Source organism: Micromonospora coerulea (assembly GCF_016598485.1).
GTDB classification, from domain to species: Bacteria; Actinomycetota; Actinomycetes; order Mycobacteriales; family Micromonosporaceae; genus Micromonospora; species Micromonospora coerulea.
The window spans coordinates 1-25,220 of the sequence record NZ_JAEMUW010000043.1; the positions used below are offsets into that span (position 1 = coordinate 1).

The following is a 25,220-nucleotide window of genomic DNA, read 5'->3' on the forward strand; positions in this document are numbered from 1 at the left end:
TGCACCCGCCCTGAGCTGCAAGATCAGCTTGGAAAAGGCTCAGTGATGCGAGAGCCTGGCCGTCCTAAGGTACGCGGGAAATCCGTAGTGGTGGGGGTGCTGTTTAGGCGTGGGCGGGTTCCGACGGTGGCCCCCGTTTACCCCCCGAAAACCCTGTCCTGACGTCCACAAACAGTGACAAGAAGAGACCAGCGCCCGGCCGTGTCTGTGCAGGTCAAGGACCACTTGCGGCAAGCAATGACAAGCTCGGGGCGGCTGCCGTTGGTAACAAGGGGTTTTGACAAGCAATGAGAAGTCCTGAGGGACTCGACAAGAGGTTGTCCTGGGTTCGAATCCCTCGTTCCCCGCGGGCGCCTGGTCCTGAACCTGGGATGGCCGGTTGTGCAGTTTACTGGCGAGCAATCCTTTGTGCCGACTACGCCGTGGCATGCCCGGTGTCCACAGCTTCGGGGAAGTCCGACCCAGGGCTGCGACAAGTATGCCGGTGGGCCCATCGTGCTGCGGGCTGCCGGACCCGTGTAGGGCCCGGCAGCTGCTGCTCAATCCTCCCACCGGTTCGACGGGCGGTTGAGCGGCCGCTGGCATGCCCAACTCATATAAATCGATGGAGTGCAAGTGAAGCTCACCGATACACGCCTCACGAACTCAGCTGACGCCTCGGTGCGTTATCCCCAGTGCTCCTCTTGATACTTGATGAGGTCATCGCCGTGGAGTTGTTTGGTCGCGTTGCCGACACGTACCCAGAAGTCCGACGCGCCGGGGCCGCCCTTGGCCGGTTTGGCGAAGATGGGTCGGCCGGACGCGGCGACGCTGACCTGGCAGATCGCCTGTCCCGCGACTTGGGGAAAGCGGATGCGTACGGTCGGGGCGGTCGGGGCGGAGAGGCTGTCGTCGAGCAGTTGCCGGAGAAACAGCTCATAGCCGTCGGCGTTCGGCTTTGTGCCGAGAGTCGTGAGGTCGCCCTCGATGCCGACGACATGGCCGTCGTCCTCGACGCCGATGAGTAGGATACCGCCCTCGGCGTTGAGGAACCCGCACACCGTCTTGACCAGGATGTGCCCGAGCTTCGGGTCGTACTGGTTGGTGTGGGGGTTCCATCGGCCGCTGGACTTGAACTCCGTCGTCTGGGATTCGCCGGCGGCGATGAGGGGCTCTGTTGCGTTGGGCGCGAGCAAGATCGAACACGGCTTGACCGGTATGGTCAGGCTGGACCAGTGAGGTCATCGTCTCGCGTTCGGTGCTGGTCACCGCCGAGGTCTGCGTTCGCCGGGTTCCGGTTCCCACCCGAGGTGATCGTTCTCGCGGTGCGCTGGTACCTACGGTTCAACCTCTCCTATCGCGACGTGGAGGAACTGCTGGCCGAACGTGGGGTCGAGGTCGACCACGTGTTCCGGTGGGTGCAGCGGTTACCCCACTGCTGGCCGACGCCGCCCGGTTCTGCCGTCACTCACCGGGTGACCGCTGGTTCGTCGATGAGACATACGTGAAGGTCAACGGGGTCTGGCGGTACGTGTACCGTGCCGTCGACCAGCATGGCCAGGTCGTCGACGTGCTCGTCTCGCCACGTCGTGACGCCGCAGCGGCGCGGCGGTTCTTCCAGCGGGCGTTGTCGAGGTTGAAGATGACGCCGAGCGAGGTGGTCACCAACGCCGCCGCGGTCTACCCCGGTGTGATCGACGAGTTGATCCCGTCTGCATGGCATCACGTCGAGCGGTATGCAAACAATCCGATAGAGGCCGATCACAGCCAGCTCAAGCACGACTCAGACCAATGCGCGGGTTACGCAACGACCGGACCGCCCAGACGATCATCGCCGGACACGGCTTCATGCAGAACCTTCGCCGCGGACACTACGAACTCGCCGTCGATGCTCCACCCGCGAACCGGGTGGCCAGGGCTTTCACCGAGTTGGCCCGGGCGATCTGAATCCGTCTCCCAACGCGGTTCACCGTGTCTGCCGATCCGGCAACGCAACGGCCCCAACGGACCTTCCGCCGGGTCCTGGCCGGTCTGGACGGTGACGCCCTCGATACGGCGACCTGCGGATACGCCGCGGACGTCGTGCGAGGCGACGCGCCCGTCCCGGTCATCGCGGCCACCGCGGGACCGGTCGAACGGGAGCAGCGCCGGGCCGAGAAGCGGGCGGTGACCCACCCGCGGCCGGCCGGGCTGCTACCCGCCGCCGCGGTCGACGGGAAACTCCTGCGCGGGACCCGCACCCCAGCCAGGCAGGTGTTCCTGGTCGCGGCGATCACCCACCACAGCGGCGTGATCCTGAGCCAACGCCAGGTCCCGGACAAACGCGGCGAGAACACGGTGGTCGCCGACCTGCTGACACCCCTCGACGTGGCCGGGATGATGCTGACCTTGGACGCACTGCACACGACGAAGAACACCGCCCGCCTGATCACCGAAGTGCTCGACGCCCACTACCTTCTGGTCTTGAAGGGGAATCAGCCCCTCGCCTACCAGACCGCCCAGGCGCTGCTACGCGGTACCGACGCCGAGTTCGCCGACCACATCCACGTCGACGACGACCGGGGACACGGGCGCACCGAACGTCGGACCCTACGCACCGCACCCGCCGATGACAGCCTGTTCCCCGGCGCCCGGCAAGTCTTCCGGCTCCGCCGCGACACCGGCGGACTCGACGGCGTCCACCGGCAAAGAAATCATCCACGGCATCGTCAGCCTGCCCGCCGACGAAGCCGGCCCGGACCACCTCACCCACTACACCCGAGGGCACTGGTGCGTGGAGAACCGCCTGCACTGGGCCCGGGACGTGACTTTCCGAGAAGACGATTCCGAGCTCAGGACCGGTACTGCCCCACGAGCCCTGGCCACCTTCCGCAACCTGGCCCTCAATACCTTCCGCCTCGCCGGACGCGCGAACATGGCCCACACCCGCCGCGACCTCCACGACCGCGCCGACACCTTCGCCGTCTACGGCATCTAACAAGCCAAGATCAAACTAGACACAAAGGAACAACGCCGGGGCCGTGGGGGTGAGGGGACGCCGTCAAAGGCTGACGCATCCCTCCGGCGGCCGATTCGTTGGTGCGACAAAGGGGCGGACGGAGGCGGACGATGGCGGCGGGACGCGGTGCCGACCTGCTGCGCCCTCCCACGAGTTCGGGCCGCGCCACGTTCCTGGAGCTCTTCTTCGATCTGGCCTTCGTTGTGGCCCTCACCCGGGTCTCGCAACGATTCGCCGACCTGAGCAATGACACTGGCTGGGCGCTCATCGCAGGGTTCGGTCGTACCCTGCTGCTCTTCTTGGCGCTCTGGCTGATCTGGTCGCACACCACCTGGATCACCAGTCGCTACGAACCAGAGCGGTCGATCATTCAGGCCGTCGTGGTCGGCACCATGTTCGCCGCCCTGGTGATGGCGGTGACGCTGCCACGCGCAATGGAGGAGCGGGCGCTGCCGTTCGCGGTCGCGTACTTGATGGTGATGGTGGTGCGGCCGCTGGTGGTCGCCGCCGCGCTGCGTGGCCATCCACGACGGCTGGTGCCGTTCCGGCTTGCCGCATGGGCTGCGGCGAGCGCGCCACTCTGGCTGGCCGGCGCGTTGGGCCCGGACTGGCTTCGCCTGCCGCTGTGGGCTGCCGCCCTCGCTGTCGACTACCTCGCCTGGGGCCTGGGCTGGCCGCTGCCGCGGCTCGGGGCTGCGGCGGTGGGCCGCTGGCGGATCATCGGGGAGCATCTTGCCGACCGTCACCAGCAGATTTATCTCATCGCACTCGGTGAGTCGATTTTTGTCATCGGCACGGTTTTCAACGGCACGGACTACTCCGCGAAACGGACAGCCGCCTTCGGGGTCGCGTTCGCCACCAGCGCGCTCCTCTGGCGGATCTACTTCCACCGCGCCGGTCTGCTGCTGACCGAAGCGTTGGGTCGGGCGGGTATGCCCGGCCGGCTGGGCACGGCGTCGGAACGGACGCATGCGTTGATCGTGCTCAGCGTGCTCGTCACCGCGGTCGGCTACGAGCTGGTGATCGATCATCCGTACGGGTCGCCGCGGCCCAGTTGGCTTCTGTTCGTGGTAGGCGGACCGGTGCTCTTCCTCGTCGCCCGTGTGCGGCTGGAGTACGAGATCTTCGGCCGGGTTTCCCGATCCCGGATGATCGGCGTGGTGGCCCTGCTGCTGTTCACGCCGGCGTTGGCCCGCTGGGTGCCGATGGTCGGGCTGAGCGTGGTGGCCGGAGTGCTGGCCCTGGTCGCGCTACTCGACGCGCTGCGGAGCCGGGGACGTCCGCTGGAGGTTTCCGCCTCGCCGATCGGGCGGGAGGCGTCCGGCGATCGCGACTCCGAGGCGTGACCGCGCGCGGCCGCGCACATCGACCAGACCCGAGAACCCGGACTAGCGGGCGGACTCCGTCGACTGGCGCTCGGCATTGATCCGGAGGAGTCCTTCGATCCCGCGGAGAAAGGTCTCGGACACCAACGCGGGGTCGAAAAGGCATCCGGCTGCCATGGCGCCGTCGCGGAGCATGACGAAGTGGCGCGCGGCCGGATCCGCCGTTTCCTCGTGGACCTGCGTCATCAGCATGGTGAGCGTGTCCAGGAACCATTGCCGGTGGGCGATGATCTCCTGGTGCACGGGATGGTCGGTGTCGGAATACTCGGCCGCGGCGTTCAGGAAGGCGCATCCGCGGAACCCGGGGGACTGGACGTTCTCAGCGATGGAGCTAGCAATGGCCAGCAGGGAGTCGACCGGCGACGGGTTGGTGGCGATGGCCGCGTTGACCATGCCGCGATCCATCTGATGGACTTCACGCAGGTAGGCCAGAATGAGGTCTTCCTTGCTGGGGAAGTGCCGGTAGAAGGTGGCCCGGGTCACTTTCGCCTCGGCGATGATCCGGTCAACGCCGACGGAGTGGATGCCTTCCGCGTAGAAGATCCTGGTTGCCGTGGTGAGGAGCCGGAGTCGCGCCTCGGAGGGCCGGGTGTCGGGTTCGCCGCGCGTCATCCAACCAGCCTAGCGGATAGAACGTTCGGTCTGAGATGCGCGAGCGGACTCAGGTCCGGCAGCCCCGCTCCGAGTAGGGGATAGAACGTTCGGTCTTGACAACTTGAGTTGAGGTTGCCATGCTGAACGTGAACAGAACGTTCCATCTCCCCACGCCTCCACTGGAAGGGTCACCGTGACCACCCTTGCTGCTTCACCCGGTATCTCCCAGACCGCTTCCGCACTACGGCGGCTGTACTTCACCCGCTTCGCGTTCGCCATCGTGTGGGCACTGGTGACGATCGCGACCGCCAAGGAGATCGGCCCGCTCACAGTGGTGCTTTTCGTGCTCTACCCGCTGTTCGACGTGGGCGCCGCCATCTACGACCTTCGTTCGTCGCGGACCACCGGCTCGCCGACCCTGCTGTACGTGAACATCGCGGTCAGCCTGATCACCGCCGTCGGCGTGGGTGTCGCCTGCGCGTCCGGCATCCCCGCTGTCCTGCGGGTGTGGGGCGCCTGGGCGATCGTGGCCGGTCTGGTCCAGCTGATCGTGGGTGTCACTCGTCGCAAGATGGCCGGCCAGTGGCCGATGATCATCAGTGGCGGCATCTCGGTTCTGGCTGGTGGGTCCTTCATCGCCGGTGCTTCCGCGGACAACCCGTCGCTGACCAACGCGGCTGGCTACGCCATCCCAGGCGCCATCTTCTTCCTCATCGCCGCCATCCGCCTCAGCCGCAGCGCGAAGGGCAACTGACATGACCAACATCGAGTACGACGTCGTCGTGATCGGTGCGGGTCCGGTCGGGGAGAACGTCGCCGACCGGGTCGTGCAGGGCGGCCTGACCGCCGCCATTGTCGAACGGGAGTTGGTCGGCGGGGAGTGCTCGTACTGGGCCTGTATGCCGACCAAGGCGTTGCTGCGCAGCGCGTCCGCGTTGCGGGCGGCTCGCCAGGTGCCGGGTGCGCGGGAGGCGGTGACGGGAAACCTGGATGCCGCGGCGGTGCTCGGACGCCGGGACTCCTTCGCGTCGCATTGGAAGGACGACGGGCAGGTGTCCTGGCTCGAGTCGGCTGGGATCGCGCTGTACCGCGGCCAGGGGCGGATCCATTCGGCCCGGGTCGTCGAGGTGACCGGCGTCGACGGTGTCACGACGAGGTTGACCGCGCGGCACGCGGTGGTCGTCACGACCGGAAGCAGCACTCTGCTGCCGGATATCCCGGGTCTGCGGGAGGCGGCGCCGTGGTCCAGCCGCGAGGCCGCCTCGTCCGGGTCGGTTCCCCGCCGGCTCGTGGTGATCGGTGGTGGCGTGGTGGCGACCGAGATGGCGACCGCGTTCGCCGCTCTGGGGTCTTCGGTGACGGTGCTGGCCCGTGACGGTGTGCTGCCGTCGGTGGAGCCGTTCGCCGGCGAGTTGGTCACGGAGTCGTTGCGCGAGGCCGGTGTGTCGGTACGCCTCGGCGCGGAAGCTGTTTCCGTCAACCGCGACGACAGCGGGACCGTCCACCTCGAGACCGCCGACGGCGAGCGGGTGGAGGCCGACGAGGTCCTGGTGGCGATCGGCCGGACGCCAAACACACAGGACATCGGACTGGAGAGCATTGGGCTGGCGCCGGGTGCCTGGCTGGCGGTCGACGACACTTTGCGCGTCGTCGGCGGCGGGGAGTGGCTATATGCCACAGGTGACGTGAACCGGCGGGTGCTGCTGACCCATCAGGGCAAGTATCAGGCCCGCGCGGTGGGTGACGTGATCGTGGCCCGGGCGAAGGGTGAGAAGGTCGAGGACGGCCGGTGGGGCCGGCACGCGGCGACGGCCGATGAGCGTGCGGTGCCGCAGGTGGTCTTCACCGACCCGGAGATCGCATCGGTGGGGCTGACCGCGGCCGCGGCCGCGGCGGCCGGACTGCGGATCCGGGTCGTGGACTACGACCTGGGCGCCGTTGCCGGATCTTCCCTGCACGCTGATGGCTACAAGGGACACGCCCGCATGGTCGTCGACGAGGACCGGAAGGTGATCGTCAGCTTCACCCTCGCCGGCCCGGACGTCGCGGAACTGATCCACGCCGCCACGATCGCCATCGTCGGCGAGGTCCCGCTCGACCGGCTGTGGCACGCGGTTCCGGCATACCCGACCGTCAGCGAGGTTTGGCTGCGGTTGCTGGAGACATACGGCCGCTGACGGTTAACCAAGCGCTCGTCCCGTCGCGGTTCGCGCCGGGACGAGGTTTGCCGTCCGCTCCGGGCTGGATGCCATGGTCGGGACTGCCCTGTACGGCGAGGGAGATCGTCGCTGACCCACGACCATGGGGTGCCGTTGCTGAGTGCTCCGAGGTCGGCGCGGGCCGGACGGAGCGGAATAGGCTTCGGCCATGAGTGGTGTGCTTAGTGGTGCCCGAAACGCGGTGAATCCTCTTCGCCAGCTCACGATCGACCAGCTCCGTCAACGGACGAGCCTCAAGTGGCGGGAGTACCCCGACGACGTGCTGCCGCTCTGGGTGGCGGAGATGGACGTGCCGCTGGCCGAGCCGGTCGCGCGGGCGATCACCGACGCCGTCGCGCGCGGCGACACCGGCTACACCGCCGGCACGGCGTACCCGCAGGCGCTGGCAGAGTTCGCCCGGCGGCGGTGGGGTTGGGACGGGCTGGCCGTGGAGCGCACCGCGCTGGTGCCCGACGTGATGCACGGCATCGTCGAGGCGTTGCGTTTGGTCACTGAGCCGGGGGACGCGGTGGTCGTCAACTGCCCGGTCTACCCGCCGTTCTACGAGTTCGTGGCGCACGCCGGCCGCCGGATCGTGGAGGCGCCGCTCGGCGAGGACCTGCGGATCGACCTCGGCACACTGGAGGACGCGTTCCGGCAGGCTCGGGCCGGTGGGCGGCCAGCGGCGTACCTGCTGTGCAGCCCGCACAACCCGACCGGCGTCATGCACACCGCGGACGAGTTGGCCGCCGTCGCCAGGCTGGCTGAGCGGCATGGGGTGCGGGTGGTCGCCGACGAGATCCACCCACCGGTGGTGGGTGGGGGAGCGCGGTTCGTGCCGTACCTCTCGGTGCCCGGCGCGGAGAACGGCCTGTCGCTGATGTCTGCCTCCAAGGGGTGGAACCTGGCCGGCCTGCGCGGTGCGCTTCTCATTGCCGGCCCGGCCGCGGCCGGAGACCTCGCCCGCGTTCCGTTCGAGGCCAGCGTCAGCACCAGCCACCTCGGCGTGATCGCCCACACCGCCGCCTTCCGCGACGGCGGAGAGTGGCTCGACGCCTTGTTGACCGGCCTGGACGACAACCGTCGGCTCCTCGCTGCGCTGCTCGCCGAGCACCTGCCGGCCATCCGTTACCACCCCGGTCAGGCCACCTATCTCGCCTGGCTCGACTGCCGCACCCTGGGCCTCGGCGACGACCCCGCCACCGTGTTCCTCGACCGTGGCCGGGTGGCGCTCAACTCCGGTTCGGCCTTTGGCACCGGCGGCGGCGGCCACGTCCGGCTGAATTTGGTCACCGCGCCGGAGTTGATCACCGAGGCGGTATTCCGGATGGCCACTGCCGTCGCCTGAGAAGCCACTTCGGCCGCGCTTCATGGTGCTGCAGTCCTCGCAGCGGCACGCGTCAGGGTTTCCCGCTACCGCGCCGATCTCCGATCCATTGGCTGGTAGAGGCTGCGCTGCGTAAATAAGGAGACGACCTGACCGCGGCGGTGCCCGGCGGCGATGGCGACGGTGAGCCGGGCGGCGACGGCGAGGCGGAGGAAGCGCCGGCCAGGGGCGAGCGGGCGGCAGCAGCCCCGACCCCGGTCGTTGTCTTGCCCCGCCGTCGCGCAAGCAACGGGCGCCAGCAACCGACTGCTGCCGTCATTTGGGAATCAGTTGTAGTTCCTCATGAACGGCGATCATTGATTCATGGTTGACGTCCCCCCACCGACATAAACCCCCACACCTAACCCGAGCGGTCGCGTGAGCTTCCCCCGGTTCCCCGGACACCTGAGCTGAGGCGACACTGGTCGCCGAGGGAGGAGTTCGGATGCCCGCACCACACCCGCCGGAGGTTCGTCAGCGCGCGGTCGAGTTGGCTCGGCTTCGGGACAAGCCGATCCGGGAGATCGCCAGGGATCTCGGGATCTCGGAGTCGTGTCTGCGGAACTGGCTGGCCCAGGCCGACACCGACGACGGTAAGCGCGAGGGCCTGACCAGCGACGAGCGTAAAGAGTTGGCGTCGTTGCGCAAGGAGAAGCGGCGTCTTGAGGTGGAGAATGAGATCCTGCGCCGGGCCGCGACCTATTTCGCGCAGGAGAACGTCCTCCCAAAATGATCTACCCGCAGCCGCGGCCTGACCCATCACAGAAGAGCAGCCCGGGTAACCGGGGGAAGCTCACGCGATCAGCAGGTGCAGTTGATCGTCGCGGCGACCGGACAACACCCCGCGGTGGCGGGTATGGGTGCGGTGACGCCTGGAAGCGGCCCAACGGTGGCCCCCGTTTACCCCCCGAAAACCCTGGCCTGACGCTGACGAACAGTGACAAGAAGAGACCAACCCCTGGCCGTGTCTGTGCAGGTCAATGCCCTTTTACGGCAAGCAATGACAAGCCCGGAGCGGCTACGGATGGTAACAAGGGGTTTTGACAAGCAATGACAAGCCCTGAAGGAGGCTCGACAAGAGGTTCTTGTGGGTTCGAGTCTCCTCGTTCCTCACGAGGGCCGCCCGGGCAAGCACTGCGCCGTCACGGTAGCCGATGTGCGCAGGAGGATTGCAAATAGAAGCCCGAGGCCTGGATACTTCGGCAGGATTTCCGACGTAGCCCAAAGCCTGTGCGCTACCGGGAAACCTCAGGTGCGCGCATTATTACACCGTGGACGGGTCAGGGTCGAAGCGGACGAGGCGGGGGATCGGCCGTGCGTAGAGGACCATTTACCACCAGTCTGACCGCCTCGTCACAACATGCCGTCCTGTTCCGGTCACCATGCATCCGGCCGCGTCGAGCGCGGCCAGGCCATGATCATCGTGACATCCCGTTCGAACGCCTCGAAGGCAACCCGTAGGGCTGATGCTCAGGCGACCGTGACGCTGATCTGGGATCTGGCGGGGCGCCGGGTTAACTTCGACAAACGTTCCTCCTGCTTGAGCCGGGTGAGGATGTGGAGGTGATGGGTGTCGAGCGGGAAGTCCGGCGAAGCCGCAGGGGTGGTCAGATCGGCATAGGGACTCCCGAGGTTCGCGAGGACGGCGATGATCCGGTCCGTAGAGATGGCGTTGCCGAGCTGGTCGACCAGCTGGACCACCAGCGTTCCGTCGCGGGTCGCCCGGGCGATCCGCTCCAGCTGAACGGGGCTCAGCGGCACCTGGGCCGTCGCGGCGAATCGCCCGGCGGCCTGCAGCGCGTCGTGATGGTCGGTCGGAACGAACTCGTCCAGCCGGGACAGGACGGCCTGCTGGACAGTCTGGCTGATCGAGGTGCTGCCTAACAACCGGGCGGTCATGTCCTCGTCGAGGAGGGCGGGCGTGACGAAGTCGACGAACTTTGCCGAGCATTCGACGCCGTGCCGCATTGTCTCCCAGTCGGCGGTAGCGAATCGCTGGAACAGTTCGGCGGTGTCGTCGCAGATCTGGTGGCGGAGCAGCTCGCCGAGCAGGGGGCCGTTCTCCGGCTCGATGCGGCTCGCAGCGATTGACTCGGTCAGGGTGAGCGTGGCGACCAACGCGACGCGGATCTCGGGGACGGGGACCGTATCGCGGCTGCGAAGGATCGCCACCGCGACCTGTGTCTTCTGCTCGGCGAGCCGGTCGGGCTCGTCCGCGGGAGCGGTGATCGAGCCCGCGCTCACGAGTAGACCGGCCAGATCCTCGTCGATCCCGCCGGCCTGCTCGATGTAAGCGGCCGTGTTGGTCACCGTCGCTGGGAACCGCCGGGAGCGCGCCAGCGCGGGCCAGATCTCCGCGGGTACCTCGACGAGACGCTCGATCCGGCACTCCGTCGCCGCGGCGCGGCAGGCCCGCTCTGCCAGGTCGGTCTCCCAACCGGAGATGTCCGTAACGATGTCCGCGAAGGTGCCAGGATCCGCGACCGTCACCGTCGTGGGCTCGTCGTTTTCGACCGCGGCGAGGTAGGCGGCGGGATTGGCGACGCAGTGGCCGTAGACGACGGGATCGATCGTCCGGGTGGTGTCCAAGCTCAGGGCCGGCGGATTGTGCAGCGCGCTGCGCAGGTTCCCTGCGGTGAGGGTGTACATGCTGTCGGCGACGACCAGGGCGCGTACGCCGCGATCGAGAACGGTCAGGTCTTCGATCACCACCCGAGCCTGCCGCAGCAGCGCGACCGCATTGCGTGCCGACGGCTCGTCGACGGGCCGGGTCAGACAAGCCAGGCGAGCGTAGTTGTCCTGGAGGTAGGTCGTCACCTGCTCCTCGATTTGTCGATCAAGGTTCGGATCGGCGTGTGCGACTCCCTCGTCGACCAGGTCGAGCCGGCGTTCCGGCTGCAGGTCCGGGACCTGCAGGATCCGGCTCAGGATCGGCGGCCACGTGCCGGACAGTAGCCGGACGGCCTCCGCGGTCTGCGCGCCGCCGCTCAGGTAGGCCTGGAGGAAGGCCCGCTCGGCCGGGCCGTCGGTCTCGGCGAGGCGGTCGAGGACAGTCCGGGCGCCAGGGTGCTGATTCGCTAGCAGGTGGTCTAGGAGCTCGATGTTGTAAGCGCTGTTCAGGTCGAGGAAATCCTCCTTGGTGTCCCGCAGGACGCCGGCGATGTCCTCCGGCCCGTCGAAGGCGTAGTACGTGTCCGGAATGTTGGGCTGCACGTGCTGCACGATGAAGTTCATGGCGCGGATGGAGACGCGCTCGCCGTAGTACTGGGCCACGTAGAGGGCGAAGTTCTGGTCGATAAAGCCGCGGCGGATCAGGTCACGGGCGACCTCGGAGCGAATCGTCTCCTTGAGGAGCGTCTCGAAAGTGACCTTCGCCGTGTCGCGGGCGAGGGTGAAGGTGGGGTTCGCGGCGAGGTCGGCGAAGTCGGCCTTCCGCAGCGCCGCGACGTCGGCGATCGCCTTCCGGCGTTCGGCCTGTAACGCTTGACGTTCGCGGGAGTCCCAGTCGTCCAGGTCGAGTTCGGCCCGGAACAGCTCACGGATGTCGCCGATCGGGATAGAAACGGCCCAAGGCGAGCCGTAGTAGGTGAAGTTCGCGGTCGGTCCGTTTCCGTCGGCGATGAGCACCCGCCAGAATCGGGGGGTCCCAGCCTGTGCAAGAGTGAAGGTTTCGGTGCCGACTTTATAGCCCGTAAGGGTGTGATTATGATTGTTGCTGGAGCGCCGGATGACTTCGGCATGCCAGTTCAAACGCTCGGCGAAACGCTCGGGCTTGTCCCGCAGAACGTCGGCCAGTGCCTCGGAGTCGGCGATCTCGCTGAGGCGTTCGCGCCGCATCGCGATGGACTGATTTACCAGGTCGCGGCTGAGTTTGTAGAGCTTGTCGAGGTCGCTGCGGCCCAGCGAGACCTGCTCGAAGTCGGCCAGGTGGACGTTCTTGTAGACCATCATCGCGAAGACCGAGTCGGCGCGTAGCTGGGGCACACCGTGCTTCGCGGTGATCAAGCGGGCGGCGAACACGGCGTACTCGTTGCGGATGTTCTTCAGCAGCCGCATGTCACTGATGTGCCGCGCGACTAGGTCGACCAGGTCGGGTGTCACCGAGACGAGAGCCGGACCGGCCAGCAACTTGGTGAGCAGGTCACGTGACGTGCGGTGGGTGATGAAGGGAACCACCGGCACGACCAGGTCGAAGAACTTCGTGCGGTTCGCCCGCACCGACTCGGCGGAGGCGCCGTCGTCCAGCTGCCTGGTGTCGTTGCCCAGCCGCTCGAAGATGCTGTCCTTGAGCGCGTAGACGAAGCGGATCGTTCGGCCCCGCGAGGCGTGCGAGGTGTTGAGCAGGGTGTTCAGCTCGCGCAACTCCTCGAAGATGTGCGGGTCGTCGAACCGGTCGAGGTCCTCGAAGACGACGACGTCGAACTTCGTCGACTCGAAGAAGTAGACGATCTCGTCGAGGTACTTATCGAAATAGCTGACCTCTTTTGCCCCGAGCGCGACGGTGGCCCCGGCGGCGGACACCGAGGAGACGACCCGGTCGTGAACGACCTGCCGGATCCACGTCAGCACGGCCACCATCAGCAGCCCGAACAGCAGGACCGCCCCGGCCCGCACCGGCCACGGATGGTCCTTGGTGGAGCCGACCAGGCGCGGAAAGCGGCCGAGGAGGAACAGGATCACCGCAACCACCGCCACCTGCGTCGTGGCGAATGCGACGGCCCGTCGGAAGTCCGGCTTGTCAATGCGCCGGAAGTGCGAGCGGGGCAGCGCCCGCTGCGGCTGGCTATGCAGCAGTTGTTTAACGAGCTCCTTCTCGATCCGGTTGGTGATCGACTTCTCCTCCTCGGAAGGCCCGAGAGTCGACAGAGAGAGGTTGAGAACTCGTCCCGTGTGTTGGTTGGAGAACGCCTGCAGGGCGCTCGACTTGCCCGCGCCGTACCGACCGGTCAGCGCGATGTTGCGGACGTCCGGGTCCTGCAGAGCCGTGGTCAGCCGTGCGACGTACTCCCCGTGCTGTTCCGGCTGGAACTGCGGCGTCAGCGGAAGCAGCGCGACATCACCGTCTGCCGACCTCGACGGGCCGACCCCCCCAGCCTGTCGTCGTTCCCACCAGCGCACGTTCTCCCCTTCCCCCGTGACCAGCCAAGGCTAGAGGAAAGCGCTGTGTCGTCCACGCGCGGTTGCCGCGTCGAGCGATGAGTCTGCGGACCGCGCCCGCGAGCCCCAGGTGATGCGTCGATCCGCGCATGCGGACGCGACACCCGGTGCGCCAGCCCGGCTCAATTGCGCCATTGAGTCTTGAGCAGGAGGCTCTATGCCGGCCCGTTGACTACACCAAGCCGAAGGCTATCAGCGTGATCTCACTTTGCTGCTGCGCCGTGGACCTCGCCAGGGTTGCCTGACGGTTACGGATTGGACTCCTGGCCTCTGTAGAACGCGAACCGCAGCCAGCCAGCGCCCTGCTCCCACGCCGGCGGACCGTGGCGCGTCTCGCCCTCGACCCACGCTGCGAGTAGATCCTTCTCACCGGCGTTCGGGCACGGACATTGTGTCGATCATGGACTGTCCTGGCGCAGTCGCTGACGAGTCTGCATGAGGGCGAAGCCGAGCAGGTTGAGCCCCTTCCATTGGCCTGGGTCGGCGGCGTCAGGGTCGTCGGCGCTGAGTCCGATGCCCCAGATCCGGTCGATCGGGCTGGCCTCGACCAGGACCCGGTCGCCGGTGCCGGTGATGAGGTCCAGAGTGATGTCGCGGTCACCTCGATCACCCGGACCAAAGCGATAAAGAGGTCACACCAGCCGTGGTGGGTGAGGTCGCGCTTGACGCTGGTGGCGTCCGGAGTGGCGCGGTCGAGTTCTATGGCGATCTCCCGCCAAGCTCCGCGGGTCATCTTCTCGGCAAGCGCTGTCACCTGCTCGGCGGGCGACGGATACGGCTCGCCGACTTCGGGCACCGAAGAAGATGACGGGGTGGAAAGCCAATCCGCTATGTCCGCGCGGGCAAGTCGGTGGTGATCTCCTTGTTGAAGCGGGTCTTCTCTAAGCGCCGCGACCGATGCTTCGTCCAGGCCAGCCTGCCCTCGAAGTGTTCCCGTCTCCTGCGACGGATCGAGTGATCGTGGCCGACGTGGTCGAGCCAACCCTGCACGCCGTGCTGGGAGCCGCCGCACTCGGTGCAAAGGCACCGATGTCCCTGGGCTGTCGCGCAACTGGGGTTGTGCCTGCCGGTGTCCATGTCGCGGCCACCTCACTCATCCGATGAACCTGGTCGCGGCATCGTCAGATAGCTCACTCAGCGGAAGTAAGTAGACACCCTAAGTTGTGAAATGATGGATTTCAATGCCAAGGCCGACGGGCCTGGCAGTGCAACGGCACCCGTTACTATCAGATCAAGCCCTCTGGCCGGCTTGTCGATCAGCTGCGCCGCGTATGGTTCGTTCGCCATGCAGTTGGCCTCGTCTGGCTGTTGAAGCTGCTGTGGTGCCGCTCTGTGATGCGGAGCCCGAGGAGTCGGCCACCGATGCCGACGGGCTGAGACCCCGCCTGCGGCCCGCTCCGTGATCGCTCCGTCGCAGCCGTCGACAGGCTGCTGGCTGTCCTCCCATCCCTCCACGTGGGCGTTGCCCGGCCCGTCCACGCCGTCTCACCCCGAGAAGTGCGGCGACGTGCCGGCATGCCCCCACCTGTAAAGGATCGGCTCCTGATGACCTCGCACGTAATCGGTGCCGGCACCGAGCCGGCGGCGTCGAAGCGATGGCTCGCCCAGCAGTTCCCGCACCGGCCTTGGCTCATCGCCGACCTACAACAACGTATCGACCGCGCCCTTGCCCCCATCAGCGCCTACCCTCCCAACCCCGACCGATTCGGTCAGGCGATGGAACGGACCCTCGCGCTCGACCTGTGCGACGAGCCGCCCTACCCGCAACTCATCGCCAGCCTCCCCGAGCATGGAAGGGGGCGCCTGCTCACCACCGCCGGATACGCACCCACCACCGACGCCCCCGGACGCGCCGTGGCGCAGGACCGACGACTACATCCCCGGCGCTCGACTGTTCACAGTGGGCAGCCTGCTACCCGACCTCGACCGGGCAGTGCACGCGCTCCGACCGGCGACACCCGATGAGGTTCGGCAGGCAATTCAAGCTGCGCTGCGTGACCGACGCGCCATCACCGTGTACGCGAAAATGATGCGCGCAGCGCGCCCCGCCTTTGCCGCCTTCTGGGCCAGCTACACCAGCGGATTCCGCAACGCGTTACGCGGCTACGGACCCGTCACCGCCTCCCTGAACCTGCTGGATGGACTCCGCATCGCCGACTTCCTCGCGGGCACCACCATCGTCGAACTCAAAACGGGCCACCTCGACGGCACCCACCACCTCCAGGCCCTGGTCGACCAGGTCCTGACCTACGCCCTGCTCGCACCCGTCTGCGGCCATCCGGCCACCGCAGCCGTCATGTACCTCGCCCGCTACCACGTGTTGGCCCACTACCCGCTCGACACCCTGTTCAGCCGCCTCGCCGGGCAACCCATCAACGCCATCGAAGCAGGCCACCACCTCGGCACTCTCATCCGAGCGGAAGGCCCACGGCAGCCGCCGGCCGTCCCCGCAACCGAGAGCTGACACGGTCCCCGGTTCAAGCGAGATGGGCCCGGGCCCACAGGCAGATAGGCTTGCTATCCGCCGATCGGGATGGCGCCGTGAACGCGTAGCCCAAGTTGGGTATCGGTTCGTGTCGGTCCGCCGACACGAACCCCATGCCCTGCGGCGGGCGGGGTTGCGACGGGCGGACGCAGGTTCTCCTCTTGGTGACGGAGGTCCCGGTCCCGGTCCCGGGTGGAGCGGCGCGGTGGGACCCTGACGGCGGTCTGTCGGTTCCCCCGGTTTACCCCCCGAAAACCCTGGCCAGGCGTTGACGAACAGTGACAAGAAGAGACCAGTGCCTGACCACGTCTGCGCAGCTCAGTGCCTATTTTTGGCAAGCAATGGCAAGCTCGGGTTGACTACGTTCGGTAACAAGGGGTTTTGACAAGCAATGACAAGCCCTGAAGGAGGCTCGACAAGAGGTTCTCCTGGGTTCGAATCTCCTCGTTCCCCGCGGGCGCCTGGTCCTGAACCTGGGATGGCCCGGTTCTGCAGTTTACTGGCGAGCAATCCGCTGGAGGCCGTGATCACAGACAACCGCGCCAAGCACGAGCACGCCGTCAAGGACCATACGGGCGCGGACAAGGACGTGAAATCCCTCGACGAGGAACTCGGCACCACCCGAGCCGCCCACCAGGCGGCGGGCGGTGCCGAGCTGGACAGCCTGGCCCAACAGGTGACGCAGGCGCGTCGCGGCCGCGACGAGCGCCTGGCGCGGCGCAATGGCCTCGCCGAACACACGGTCTGCCTCGCCACGCCGCTGCATGACAATGAACTCTTCGACCAGCTCCACGCCACCGCCGGGACGTTCCTGGCCAACTACGAGGCCGCCTCAAAGGCCCTGCGGGACAGCCGGGAAGGGCTGCGTGACCGGTCGTTCCCGCTGCTCCAGCGCCGAAAGGCCCTGTCCGACGAGCAGGCCTCGCTGTCCGGCTGCGCCGGACGTGTCCCCAAATTTCGCGACGACCTGCGCCGCCAGGCCGCCGAGGCGTCGGGCATCGACGTCGCGGACCTGCCGTTCGTCGCCGAACTGATCGACGTCGCCCCCGAACACGCACGGTGGCGCACCGCCGTGGAGACGGTCCTGGGTGCCAGCGCCCGCCTGCTGCTCGTTCCCCACGAGCAGCTCGAAGCGTTCTCCACGGCCCATCGACCCGCTGCGGCTGCGCGGCCGGCTGACGTTCGAGGGTGCGCGGCTGCACCAGACAGGCCACCTCGACGAGGACTCCACCAAGGTCGCCGGAAAGCTGCTATTCAAGGACTTCCCGTTCGCCGGCTGGGTACGCCGGCAGGTGTCCGACCCGATCCGCAACGCCCTCTGTGTGGAAAGCCCGCACCAGCTCGACGGGCCCGGCTACCGCGTCACGCTGGCGGGGCAGACTCGGCTCGGAGTCCGGGGCAGCCACGGCCGCAACGACCAGTCCAACATCATAGGGTTCAGCAACGAAGACGCCATCGCCGACATCGAGCGCGAGCTCGACCAAATCACCGAGGCACTAGACAAGATCGATGAGGACCGCACGGCGATCGACGAGGAACGCGATGAGCTGGACCGTCGCCGCAGCGCCTACGAGGCGATCCGCGCGATCACGTGGGAGGACATCGACGTCGCTAGCGTCGAGGCGCGGATCGCGGAGCTGCATACGGCGCGGCAGGCGATTCTTGAAGCCGACGACCGGCTGCACGTCTTCCGCCGGCTCGGCGACCGGCCGATCGCCGAGATCACCCGGCGGGAGATGCGCGAGTGGCAGCAGGGCCTGCGCGACGCCGGCCTGTCGTCTCTCGCTGCGCATGTGCTCCGACCAGGTCGCGTCGGGCAGCCCCGGCAACGCCGCCGATCAGGTCGAGGAACGGGCCGCCGAGCAGGCCCAGCTCGGCCGCGAACTTGTAGGCGACGAAGAACTCCAGGAGCGACCGGTGGGCTGGCCGGTAGTCGCCGGCGTCGTTGCGGACCAGCAGCGTCTGGGAGCGCATGTCCTGCTCCCAGTGGTCGATGTCGCGGGCCTTGCTGGCCGCTGGCCCCAGAAACACTCGCAGCTTGTCCGGGAACTCGCGATAGTTGAGCGTCATCGAGCTCTCCGACAGCATCTGCCACGCGAGCCGGTCGCGCCCGCTGGATCGTCACGTCGTAGCGGGCCCCTGGAGAGTCTTGACCGGCGGCACAGGGAGTCGAGTAAGCGGCCGACGTCAGGCGGTCGATCATGGATAGGCGTCACGGAATCGCGCCACCGGGGACAGGTCGCCCTCCGGGGCACGTCCGATGCGCCGTGGGCGCCTACCCATCCGGATGCGAAGGGATGTCCTGCTTCGCATCGACGCGCTACGATCGTGCGGTAAGCCATCACTGTGGTATTGGATCGTGGGGAGTCTCCTTGCAGCCGGGCCGAGCGCTAGTCATAGGGACTAGCGAGTATGAGGCATCTGATTTGCCGGAGCTGCCGGCTGCAGCAAATGACGCCGAGGAGCTTGCCGATATCTTGCGTGACCCCGTCGTTGGTGGGTACGAGGTGGAAGCGCTGCGAAACCCGCGAGCGCGCGAGGCAGCCGCAGCAATTCGCGACTTTTTGTTGAACGCCGACCAGGACAGGCCCCTCCTGCTTCACCTCGCATGCCACGCGATTTCGGATGATTCTCGACGCGTATATCTCGCATCGCGAGATACGGACCCGGGAAGTGCGTGGCAGACAGGCTTCGCAGTCGATGAGCTGGCCGACCTAATGAGTACTTGTCGGGCCAGTTCCGTTGTTTTGATTCTTGATGCCTGCATGGCATCGGCGAGTTTTGACCCACGTGCGCCAGAGCGATGGCGAGCCGGCAATTCCAAGCTCGCACTTCTGGCCTCGTCCTACGGCCTCGATCGCGCGTCGGAAAGGCACTCCCCATTTACCCATGCTCTTATTGATGCTCTGAGGGACGGCCATGCAGACATCAACGGAGACGGCTTCGTTGATCTCCAAGAGCTTTTCGCCTATGTCAGCAATCGCCTGCCTGCAACTGGCATCCCCCAGCCAGTGCTCGTCGCATCTCGGCGCACGGCGGATTTCCTGGTAGCCGCCACGAGCCAGGCTGCCCATCTCGATTCTCCACAGAAGGGTTACGGCCCTCCCTTCCCAGAGGAACAGGTGCACGACCGGGCCCCTGTTGTGCGACGGAAGAATTCGGGCTGGCTTTCTTTTATTGAGGGACTCGCAAGTGTGTTCGACCCGTTTGGCAACTCTACCGGCCTGGCCTATCGGCGCCGACTCTCGGGTTGGACTCGCATACAGGCGGATCTAGCGGAGCAATACTCGAAGCTGGAACGGAGTGCGCCTAGCCGATCAGGAGTAGAGGAGACCGACCAGCATGGCCAGAGGAGCGCCCCCTGATGCCTAGCCAGCGCCCTCTGGTCACCCCGGATATTGGTCGCCCTGGCCCATTGTCTCTACCGAAACCCGCCGACGCCCAAGAATGGGAGGCGGTCCAACCCGGCACCTTTGACCGGATCATGTGTGAATGTGAGCGGGATGAACGACACCGCAGGCACATGGATTTACTCGAACTGGGTTCGCGAGTCTTTGGTCAGGTGTGCGGGCTGGGTACAGTTGTCATACTCGCATGGTTGGCGAAATATTTCGTCGATCAAGGCGCGGCCACGCAAGGAGCAGCGATCATTGGAACCGGTGCCGTTTCAATCGTTGCCGTTTTTGTCACTGGCAAGCTATCTCGGAATAGGTGAGCTTGTCTGTGAGCGCAGTCGCAACTGGGTTAGTCGAGGCTGGCGTTTGTTAGCGGCCAGATGATGATAATAGTGCTCGCGCTGGCGGAAGTAGTTACTCGTTTGCCCACCGCCACGGCCACAGGTAGGCACTCACGGCGTACCGGCCCTCGGCGTCGGGGTGAACCCATCGGACTTCCGATGGTGCAGGGCTCGTAAAGTCGGTTCGGCTACGCTGCCTGCGAATACTCGTTGATCAATCCGCCGAGGATCGGTTGTCGTTGGACCCGGGCGCCGTTCAGGTCAAGGACATGCGGCGAAGGATTCGGTGGCCGTTGATCCAGTGAACGATGCGGCCGGTGATCGTTGTAGTGGCGGGTGTACCCGGCGAGCACCGTCGTCAGATGCCGCTCGCCGACGATGAGCATCCGGTCGGTGCACTCCCGGCGTACGGTCCCTACCCAGCGCTCGGCGAACGCATTCGCCCGGGGCGCTTGCGGCGGACTCTTGATCACGTCGATGCCCTCGGCGGCGAACACGCGTCGAAGACTGCCGTGAATTCTGTGTCTCGGTCCCGCAGCAGAAACCGCAAGCCGCTCACCCGCTCGCCGAGGTCCATCAGCAAGTTCCGCGCCTGCTGGGCTACCCAGGCGCCGGTCGGATGCGCCCTCACCCCGACGACGTGGACCTCGCGGCAGGCGGGTCCCGATGGATGGGGGCTCGTCGTTCTCTTGGTGACGGGAGACCTCGATGGTAGGGCGGCGGGCGCGGTCGGACCCTGGCGACGTCCCGTCGGTCTGCCCCCGTTTACCCCCCGAAAACCCCCACCTGCTGTTGACGACCCGTGACAAGAGGCGATCGGTCTCTGACCGTGTCTGTGCACGTCAGCGCTTATTTTTGACGACCAATGACAAGGCCGGGATGGCTACGGACGGTAACAAGGGGTCGTCGGTTCGAATCCGGCCGTCCCGACACTGTTCAGGGCATATCTCATCGATGGATATGCCCTCTTTTCGTAGCTGGGTGTCTAACTGAGTGACTATGCCTCAGCGCCGAAGATCCGATCCATGGCGACCGCGCCGGACAGGAGCACCGGCCGCAGTTGGTGCCGGTAGACGCTCTCGGTGACGGTCGTGCCGGAGTGGCCGCAGAGGTCGGCAATCTGCTCGATGCTCATGCCGCTGTCGGACAGCAGGGACACGAAGCTGTGCCGCAGCTCGCGTGGGGTCCAGTCGCGCGGGTCAAGGCCCGCTTTGGCGACGACCGGGCGGAAGGCCCGCAGCACGTTGTGCCGATCGAGGGCAGTGCCGGCAGAGGAGGGGAAGACGAGGCGGTCGGCAGCAGGCCGACCGTGGCGCTCGTGGTTGGTGGTGAGCGCGGTGGCGCACCGGGCCGGCAGGGCCAGGGTGCGACGCGACTTCTTGGTCTTGGTGTCCCCGTCGGCGCGGACCGAGCGCCAGACCTGGATGGACGGTGGCACGGTTGGGTCGTTGTCCGGCTTGCCGGTGAGGTCGACGTGTGCCCAGGTGAGGGCACGCAGTTCTGCGGTGCGCGCGCCGGTCAGTAGTGAGACCACGATGTAGGCGTGCAGGGAGCTGTCTTCGGCAGCATCCAGGAGAGTCTTGGCCTGGTCGAAGGTCAGTGACTTGGACGGCCGGCCGGTGCGACCGGTCGGAACGGCGCAGAGAGCAACGACGTTGCGCTTGACCTTGTCTCGCGCCATGGCCCGGGTGACCGCGCGGTTCAACAAGGAGTGAAGCAGCCGCAGGGTGCGGGTGCTCAGGTGCCGGGACTTGGCCAGGAGCCAGCGGTCTACGTCGGTAGCGCTGAGGTCCCGCAGCTTCCTCGCGCCGAGGTCGCTGATGATGTGGGAGCGCACGAGGGTGGTGTAGTTCGCCTTGGTGTTCTCGGACTGGTTGCTCAGCCCGTTGTACGTGAGCCAGTCATTGAGAGCATCGGCCACGGTGTGCCCGTCTTGAACCAGGGCGAGGCCGTTTTCGTAGTCACGGATCTTTTCCCGCAGCTTGGTGCGGGCTTCGGTCTTGGTCTTGCCGCTGCCCTTGCGCACGATGCGCTTGCCGGCTGGGGTGTAGCCGACGGTGACGGTGGCGATCCAGCGTTGCCGGGACTCGTCCCAGTGCAAGCCGCCTTCTCCCCGGGCACGGCGTTTGGTCATTGGGTGCCTCCCTTCTGAGCTTCGTCTTCGAGCAGGTCGACGTAGGCGGTAATAGCGGCGGCGGGTACGAGGCGGATACGGCCCTGCCGGACGGTACGCAGCCGACCGGCGCGGATCTGCTCGTAGATCACGGACCGGGAGAGGCTGAGCAGTCGCATCGCCTCGGGGATGCGGTAGAGCGCCTTGATGGGTGCGTCGAGGGCGAGTGCGGTCAAGCGGTGCTCCTTCCATCGGGGACAGGTTGACCGTCAAGGCAGGCTTGACGGCGGATCGGTGACCGGGTCAGGCAGCGGCGGCAAGTTCCTCTCGTCCGACCTGGTGCCTCTCGCGGGCCATGGCGGCGGCGGTGTTGGCCAGCAGGGCATCGCCAGTGGTGCGCCAGCCGGAGCCTGCGTAGGTGAGCAGGCCGACGATGAGGGTGGTGTCGTCGTCGGTCTCGTCGGCGTATTCGTGGCCGGTGTCGGTGCGTCGCCAGATGACGCGGGCGTTGCGGAGTATGCGGAAGGTGACGGAGTAGCGGCGGCTTTTGGTGAGGAAGTGGCCGCCAAAGCCGAGCATGTGCGCCCATCGCCGTAGCTGCTGCCAGTCGCGGTGGCCGCCGAGGGTCCAGCAGGCGTCCTCGAAGACCACCTGGACGAGCTGTACCGCGAGGTGAAGAACCGCCGGTTCTCGTTGCTGGTGTCGTGCACCTACGACCCGGGCAAGCGCACTGTAAAGAAGGTCGACGCGTTGACACCGATCTACCGCAGCGAAGGTGTTGCCTGATGCGCGTCTCGACCGCCGCGGAGGCCGGCAACCCGAAGTCGCCCAATGAGGATTGGGCGATGGCCAGCGAGAACCTGATCGTGGTCCTCGACGGGGCCACCGCCCGCACCGGCACTGGGTGCGTTCACGGCATTGCCTGGTACGCCGCCAAGCTGGGCTCGGCCCTCGCCGGCCTGGCAGCCGACCGCGACTCCGAGTTGTCCAACGCGCTGATGTACGGAATCCGGTTCACCGCCGACCAGCACCGGGAGACCTGCGACCTCAGGCACCCCGGCACACCCTCGGCAGGGGCGGCCATGGTGAGGCTCAAGGACACCGCGTTGGAGTTCCTGGTGCTCGGTGATGTCACGGTGCTCATCGACACCGCCGATGGCATCCAGGTCATCACTGACGACCGGGTGGACAAGACCGCCCGTGCCGAACGCGAAGAGGCCGACCGGCACCCGTTCGGATCTGCGGAGAAGCAGGCGGCGTTGCTGCGGATGAAGCATGCCGAGCTGGCCGCCCGCAACCAACCCGGCGGCTATTGGGTGGCAGCCGCGGACCCGTTCGCCGCCCAGCACGCCATCACTGGTGAAGTTCCACTCGACAGCGTCCGGCGGGTTGCCTGCTGACCGACGGAGCCGCCCGCCTGGTGGCCCTGTTCGGGCTGCTCGACTGGCCGGACGTGCTCGACGTCCTGAAGCAGAACGGCCCCACCGAACTGATCCGCCGGGTACGCGCCATCGAGGCCGCCGACCCGTCCTGCATGCGCTGGGCACGCAACAAGCGCAGCGACGACGCCACCGCCGTCTACGCCGCCTGAGGCGCCCACCGCTGCCCTTGTTTCACCTTGGCTCGTCCAGGGAACCGTGGTGTCGTGGAGGGGAAGTCGTTCAGGTATCGGCTCGATCGGCGCGCGCAGGGGTTTGGCATGCTCCGCGCGGCCGACGCCTTTGGCCTGCGACACCCGAACGTCAACCGTGCTTCGTACTTGCTGCTGGCTGTATTTTTCGGAGCCTTGACCGGCTGGCTGGCGCGATCAGTGCTCGTCGGTGTCGTCAGCGGAGTGGTCGTTGGCCTCGCCGTCTTCTTCCTGACCCGGGCCAACCACCGACGTCGAGTTGCCAACGGCACGTCCGCTCAGTTTGGGCCCCCCCGAGACTGATCCCGCACCCTTCGCCGCAGCTCCGAGTCCGCAGCCGTTTGACCGGCAGGCACGTCCTGGACGGCTCGATACCGCCGTTCCGTCAGCTCATCTCAACCAACAGCCGGCCGAAAGAGCCACCCAGGTCCTGATACCGATCACGCAGGTCCCGAGACCCGACTGCCGACTGCCGACGACTGCCGACGATGTCGGGCTCCACTTGACGCGTGACACATCAGCTTCACTTGATGGGTGACGCGTCCAGCTAGACCCCGTGCTAGCGACAGGGACGCTACGTCTTGTACGGCAGTCTGCCGATGACAACCGCCGACACGGGAAGCGTGCGGTCTGAGCGAGCGGTCCAGATGGCGATGTTCAGCTCCGGCGCCCAGTACTCGGCCTCCCGCTCCACAAGAAGTACCCCAGCGGCGGTCAGGTCCGCGGCAACCTCCTGAGAAGGTCGCCGGAGCAACGGGATGTCGTCGTACTGAGCTTCGGCCGGGCCGTCGATCACGATCGTTACGAGCCTGTCGGCCGGGTCGAACCCCAGGGTAAGGCCGTGCTCGACATACCGGTCCTGCGCCGCGTGCCACCCGTCCTCCGGTACGGAGTGGTAGCAGCGGCCCAGCCGTTCCCGAAGGTGCTGGCGGTCCTCGTCCAAGCTGATGCGATCGGTTCCGACCCTTGCGACGACACGATGCGCAGCCAGCGGCCCGACATCTCCCACGCCCTCCCACACGCCGTGTGCGTTCCGCTCGGGATGCCAATCGACCGGGTACAGGGTGACAACCTCGGTTGGCTCGTCGCGTTCGTCTGAGGCGCCGTTGTAGATGTACACGCCGGAACCGACAACCAGCCCTCCGACATCGTCGTCTTCAATCGTGAACCCGCAAGCCGTCAGCTCCTCCACGACGGCCCCATACGGGCGGTCCAGGAGCTCTACTCCACGTAGCCGGAGGTCAAGAGGCTGCACGGCATCGATGGAGGTCACCCGGTCGGCGCTGTCGTAGTTGAGCATCAGACCCGCCGTCGCGAACTGGTCGGACAGCAGTGCGGAGCCAACCCGACGGAAGGCGTCATGGTCGCCGAGAAGTCGTCGGAGTCGGGTGCGATCGGCACCGAGGCTGACCCCCGCCGGCAATCCGGTGATCTCAGCAAGCACGCGCACATGGTGCCATGCATCGCTCCGGCGAGCGTCACCCATCAAGTGAAGCCGCGGTGTCACGCATCATCCGGAGTCGGAAAGACGACTGCCGACGAAATGGTGAGAACTTTCTGCACATCCTCAAGGCGGCCC

The 25,220-nt window shown here is 66.7% G+C and carries 23 protein-coding genes and 4 pseudogenes; 14 read left to right on the plus strand and 13 right to left on the minus strand.

Annotated elements, in window-relative coordinates; all coding sequences use genetic code 11:
• Window positions 1-665: 665 nt before the first annotated feature.
• Window positions 666-1,154: pseudogene (locus tag I8N68_RS30310) on the minus strand (AlbA family DNA-binding domain-containing protein); the annotation flags it as partial.
• Between the two features lie 60 nt (window positions 1,155-1,214).
• Between I8N68_RS30310 and I8N68_RS30315 the strand changes: the two are divergent.
• The 4 genes and pseudogenes from I8N68_RS30315 to I8N68_RS30325 all read left to right on the plus strand — a co-directional run bounded on the left by I8N68_RS30315 (window position 1,215) and on the right by I8N68_RS30325 (window position 4,323).
• Window positions 1,215-1,926: pseudogene (locus tag I8N68_RS30315) on the plus strand (IS6 family transposase).
• Window positions 1,927-2,145: 219 nt separating this feature from the next.
• Window positions 2,146-2,568: pseudogene (locus I8N68_RS34405) on the plus strand (ISAs1 family transposase); the annotation flags it as partial.
• Between the two features lie 19 nt (window positions 2,569-2,587).
• Window positions 2,588-2,956, plus strand: coding sequence for a hypothetical protein (locus I8N68_RS33380; RefSeq protein ID WP_234040884.1), 369 nt, complete (start codon window positions 2,588-2,590; stop codon window positions 2,954-2,956).
• 131 nt (window positions 2,957-3,087) lie between these two features.
• Window positions 3,088-4,323, plus strand: coding sequence for a low temperature requirement protein A (locus tag I8N68_RS30325; protein ID WP_200216400.1), 1,236 nt, complete (start codon window positions 3,088-3,090; stop codon window positions 4,321-4,323).
• A 42-nt stretch (window positions 4,324-4,365) separates the two neighbouring features.
• Here the strand turns inward: I8N68_RS30325 and I8N68_RS30330 are convergent, their stop codons facing one another.
• Entirely contained in the window at window positions 4,366-4,974 is a 609-nt protein-coding gene (locus tag I8N68_RS30330) for a TetR/AcrR family transcriptional regulator (RefSeq protein WP_200216401.1), read from the minus strand.
• Between the two features lie 175 nt (window positions 4,975-5,149).
• Between I8N68_RS30330 and I8N68_RS30335 the strand changes: the two genes are divergently transcribed.
• From I8N68_RS30335 to I8N68_RS30350, 4 genes are all read left to right on the plus strand, one after another.
• The gene (locus I8N68_RS30335) at window positions 5,150-5,710 is read left to right on the plus strand and encodes a hypothetical protein (protein ID WP_200216402.1); all 561 of its coding nucleotides are present in this window, start codon (window positions 5,150-5,152) and stop codon (window positions 5,708-5,710) included.
• 1 nt (window position 5,711) lies between these two features.
• Complete coding sequence (locus I8N68_RS30340; RefSeq protein WP_200216404.1) at window positions 5,712-7,133, plus strand: dihydrolipoyl dehydrogenase family protein; 1,422 nt, start codon at window positions 5,712-5,714, stop codon at window positions 7,131-7,133.
• Window positions 7,134-7,323: 190 nt separating this feature from the next.
• Window positions 7,324-8,502, plus strand: a complete 1,179-nt coding sequence (locus I8N68_RS30345) for a MalY/PatB family protein (RefSeq protein ID WP_200216406.1) — start codon at window positions 7,324-7,326, stop codon at window positions 8,500-8,502.
• Window positions 8,503-8,965: 463 nt separating this feature from the next.
• A complete protein-coding gene (locus I8N68_RS30350; protein WP_200216409.1) occupies window positions 8,966-9,253 on the plus strand; it encodes a transposase in 288 nt (95 codons plus the stop codon).
• Between the two features lie 737 nt (window positions 9,254-9,990).
• Here I8N68_RS30350 and I8N68_RS30355 read toward each other — a convergent pair.
• Together I8N68_RS30355 and I8N68_RS30360 are read right to left on the minus strand one after the other, a co-directional pair.
• A complete protein-coding gene (locus I8N68_RS30355; RefSeq protein WP_200216411.1) occupies window positions 9,991-13,638 on the minus strand; it encodes a YobI family P-loop NTPase in 3,648 nt (1,215 codons plus the stop codon).
• 437 nt (window positions 13,639-14,075) lie between these two features.
• A pseudogene (locus tag I8N68_RS30360) lies at window positions 14,076-14,252 on the minus strand (NADAR domain-containing protein); the annotation flags it as partial.
• A gap of 1,325 nt (window positions 14,253-15,577) precedes the next feature.
• Between I8N68_RS30360 and I8N68_RS30365 the strand changes: the two are divergent.
• Window positions 15,578-16,141: a hypothetical protein gene (locus tag I8N68_RS30365; protein WP_200216412.1), complete on the plus strand. Its 564-nt coding sequence runs from the start codon at window positions 15,578-15,580 to the stop codon at window positions 16,139-16,141.
• A gap of 517 nt (window positions 16,142-16,658) precedes the next feature.
• On the opposite strand, the gene I8N68_RS30370 is transcribed toward I8N68_RS30365, so the two are convergent.
• The 4 genes from I8N68_RS30370 to I8N68_RS30385 all read right to left on the minus strand — a co-directional run bounded on the left by I8N68_RS30370 (window position 16,659) and on the right by I8N68_RS30385 (window position 18,232).
• Window positions 16,659-16,955 carry a hypothetical protein gene (locus I8N68_RS30370; protein ID WP_200216414.1) on the minus strand — a complete coding sequence of 99 codons (297 nt, stop codon included), beginning with the start codon at window positions 16,953-16,955 and terminating at the stop codon, window positions 16,659-16,661.
• Window positions 16,956-16,994: 39 nt separating this feature from the next.
• Window positions 16,995-17,312 (minus strand): hypothetical protein, encoded by a 318-nt coding sequence (locus tag I8N68_RS30375; RefSeq protein WP_200216416.1) that lies wholly within the window; start codon window positions 17,310-17,312, stop codon window positions 16,995-16,997.
• Window positions 17,313-17,658: 346 nt separating this feature from the next.
• Window positions 17,659-17,955, minus strand: a complete 297-nt coding sequence (locus I8N68_RS30380; protein WP_200216418.1) for a hypothetical protein — start codon at window positions 17,953-17,955, stop codon at window positions 17,659-17,661.
• Window positions 17,885-18,232 (minus strand): hypothetical protein, encoded by a 348-nt coding sequence (locus I8N68_RS30385; RefSeq protein WP_200216421.1) that lies wholly within the window; start codon window positions 18,230-18,232, stop codon window positions 17,885-17,887. Before I8N68_RS30385 ends, I8N68_RS30380 begins: the two co-directional genes overlap by 71 nt.
• Before the next feature lie 227 nt (window positions 18,233-18,459).
• Here I8N68_RS30385 and I8N68_RS30390 point away from each other — a divergent pair, with 227 nt between their 5' ends.
• Window positions 18,460-19,527, plus strand: a complete 1,068-nt coding sequence (locus tag I8N68_RS30390) for a caspase family protein (protein ID WP_267909705.1) — start codon at window positions 18,460-18,462, stop codon at window positions 19,525-19,527.
• Entirely contained in the window at window positions 19,527-19,877 is a 351-nt protein-coding gene (locus I8N68_RS34410) for a DUF2335 domain-containing protein (RefSeq protein ID WP_372433914.1), read from the plus strand. Before I8N68_RS30390 ends, I8N68_RS34410 begins: the two co-directional genes overlap by 1 nt.
• A gap of 209 nt (window positions 19,878-20,086) precedes the next feature.
• On the opposite strand, the gene I8N68_RS34105 is transcribed toward I8N68_RS34410, so the two are convergent.
• From I8N68_RS34105 to I8N68_RS34415, 4 genes are all read right to left on the minus strand, one after another.
• Window positions 20,087-20,395, minus strand: coding sequence for an integrase core domain-containing protein (locus I8N68_RS34105; RefSeq protein WP_307813038.1), 309 nt, complete (start codon window positions 20,393-20,395; stop codon window positions 20,087-20,089).
• A gap of 500 nt (window positions 20,396-20,895) precedes the next feature.
• Window positions 20,896-22,032, minus strand: a complete 1,137-nt coding sequence (locus I8N68_RS30400) for a tyrosine-type recombinase/integrase (protein ID WP_200216431.1) — start codon at window positions 22,030-22,032, stop codon at window positions 20,896-20,898.
• Window positions 22,029-22,247, minus strand: a complete 219-nt coding sequence (locus I8N68_RS30405) for a helix-turn-helix domain-containing protein (protein ID WP_200216433.1) — start codon at window positions 22,245-22,247, stop codon at window positions 22,029-22,031. Before I8N68_RS30405 ends, I8N68_RS30400 begins: the two co-directional genes overlap by 4 nt.
• Before the next feature lie 67 nt (window positions 22,248-22,314).
• Entirely contained in the window at window positions 22,315-22,662 is a 348-nt protein-coding gene (locus tag I8N68_RS34415) for a replication initiator (protein ID WP_372433916.1), read from the minus strand.
• Between the two features lie 134 nt (window positions 22,663-22,796).
• On the opposite strand from I8N68_RS34415, the gene I8N68_RS34420 reads away from it, so the two are divergent.
• The 3 genes from I8N68_RS34420 to I8N68_RS30420 are packed head-to-tail and all read left to right on the plus strand — an operon-like array spanning window position 22,797 to window position 23,944.
• A complete protein-coding gene (locus tag I8N68_RS34420) occupies window positions 22,797-23,411 on the plus strand; it encodes a hypothetical protein (protein WP_234040887.1) in 615 nt (204 codons plus the stop codon).
• A gap of 20 nt (window positions 23,412-23,431) precedes the next feature.
• The gene (locus I8N68_RS33385; RefSeq protein ID WP_234040888.1) at window positions 23,432-23,602 is read left to right on the plus strand and encodes a hypothetical protein; all 171 of its coding nucleotides are present in this window, start codon (window positions 23,432-23,434) and stop codon (window positions 23,600-23,602) included.
• A 54-nt stretch (window positions 23,603-23,656) separates the two neighbouring features.
• A complete protein-coding gene (locus I8N68_RS30420) occupies window positions 23,657-23,944 on the plus strand; it encodes a hypothetical protein (RefSeq protein WP_200216436.1) in 288 nt (95 codons plus the stop codon).
• Between the two features lie 271 nt (window positions 23,945-24,215).
• Here the strand turns inward: I8N68_RS30420 and I8N68_RS30425 are convergent, their stop codons facing one another.
• Complete coding sequence (locus I8N68_RS30425) at window positions 24,216-25,085, minus strand: hypothetical protein (protein WP_200216438.1); 870 nt, start codon at window positions 25,083-25,085, stop codon at window positions 24,216-24,218.
• Window positions 25,086-25,220: the final 135 nt, after the last annotated feature.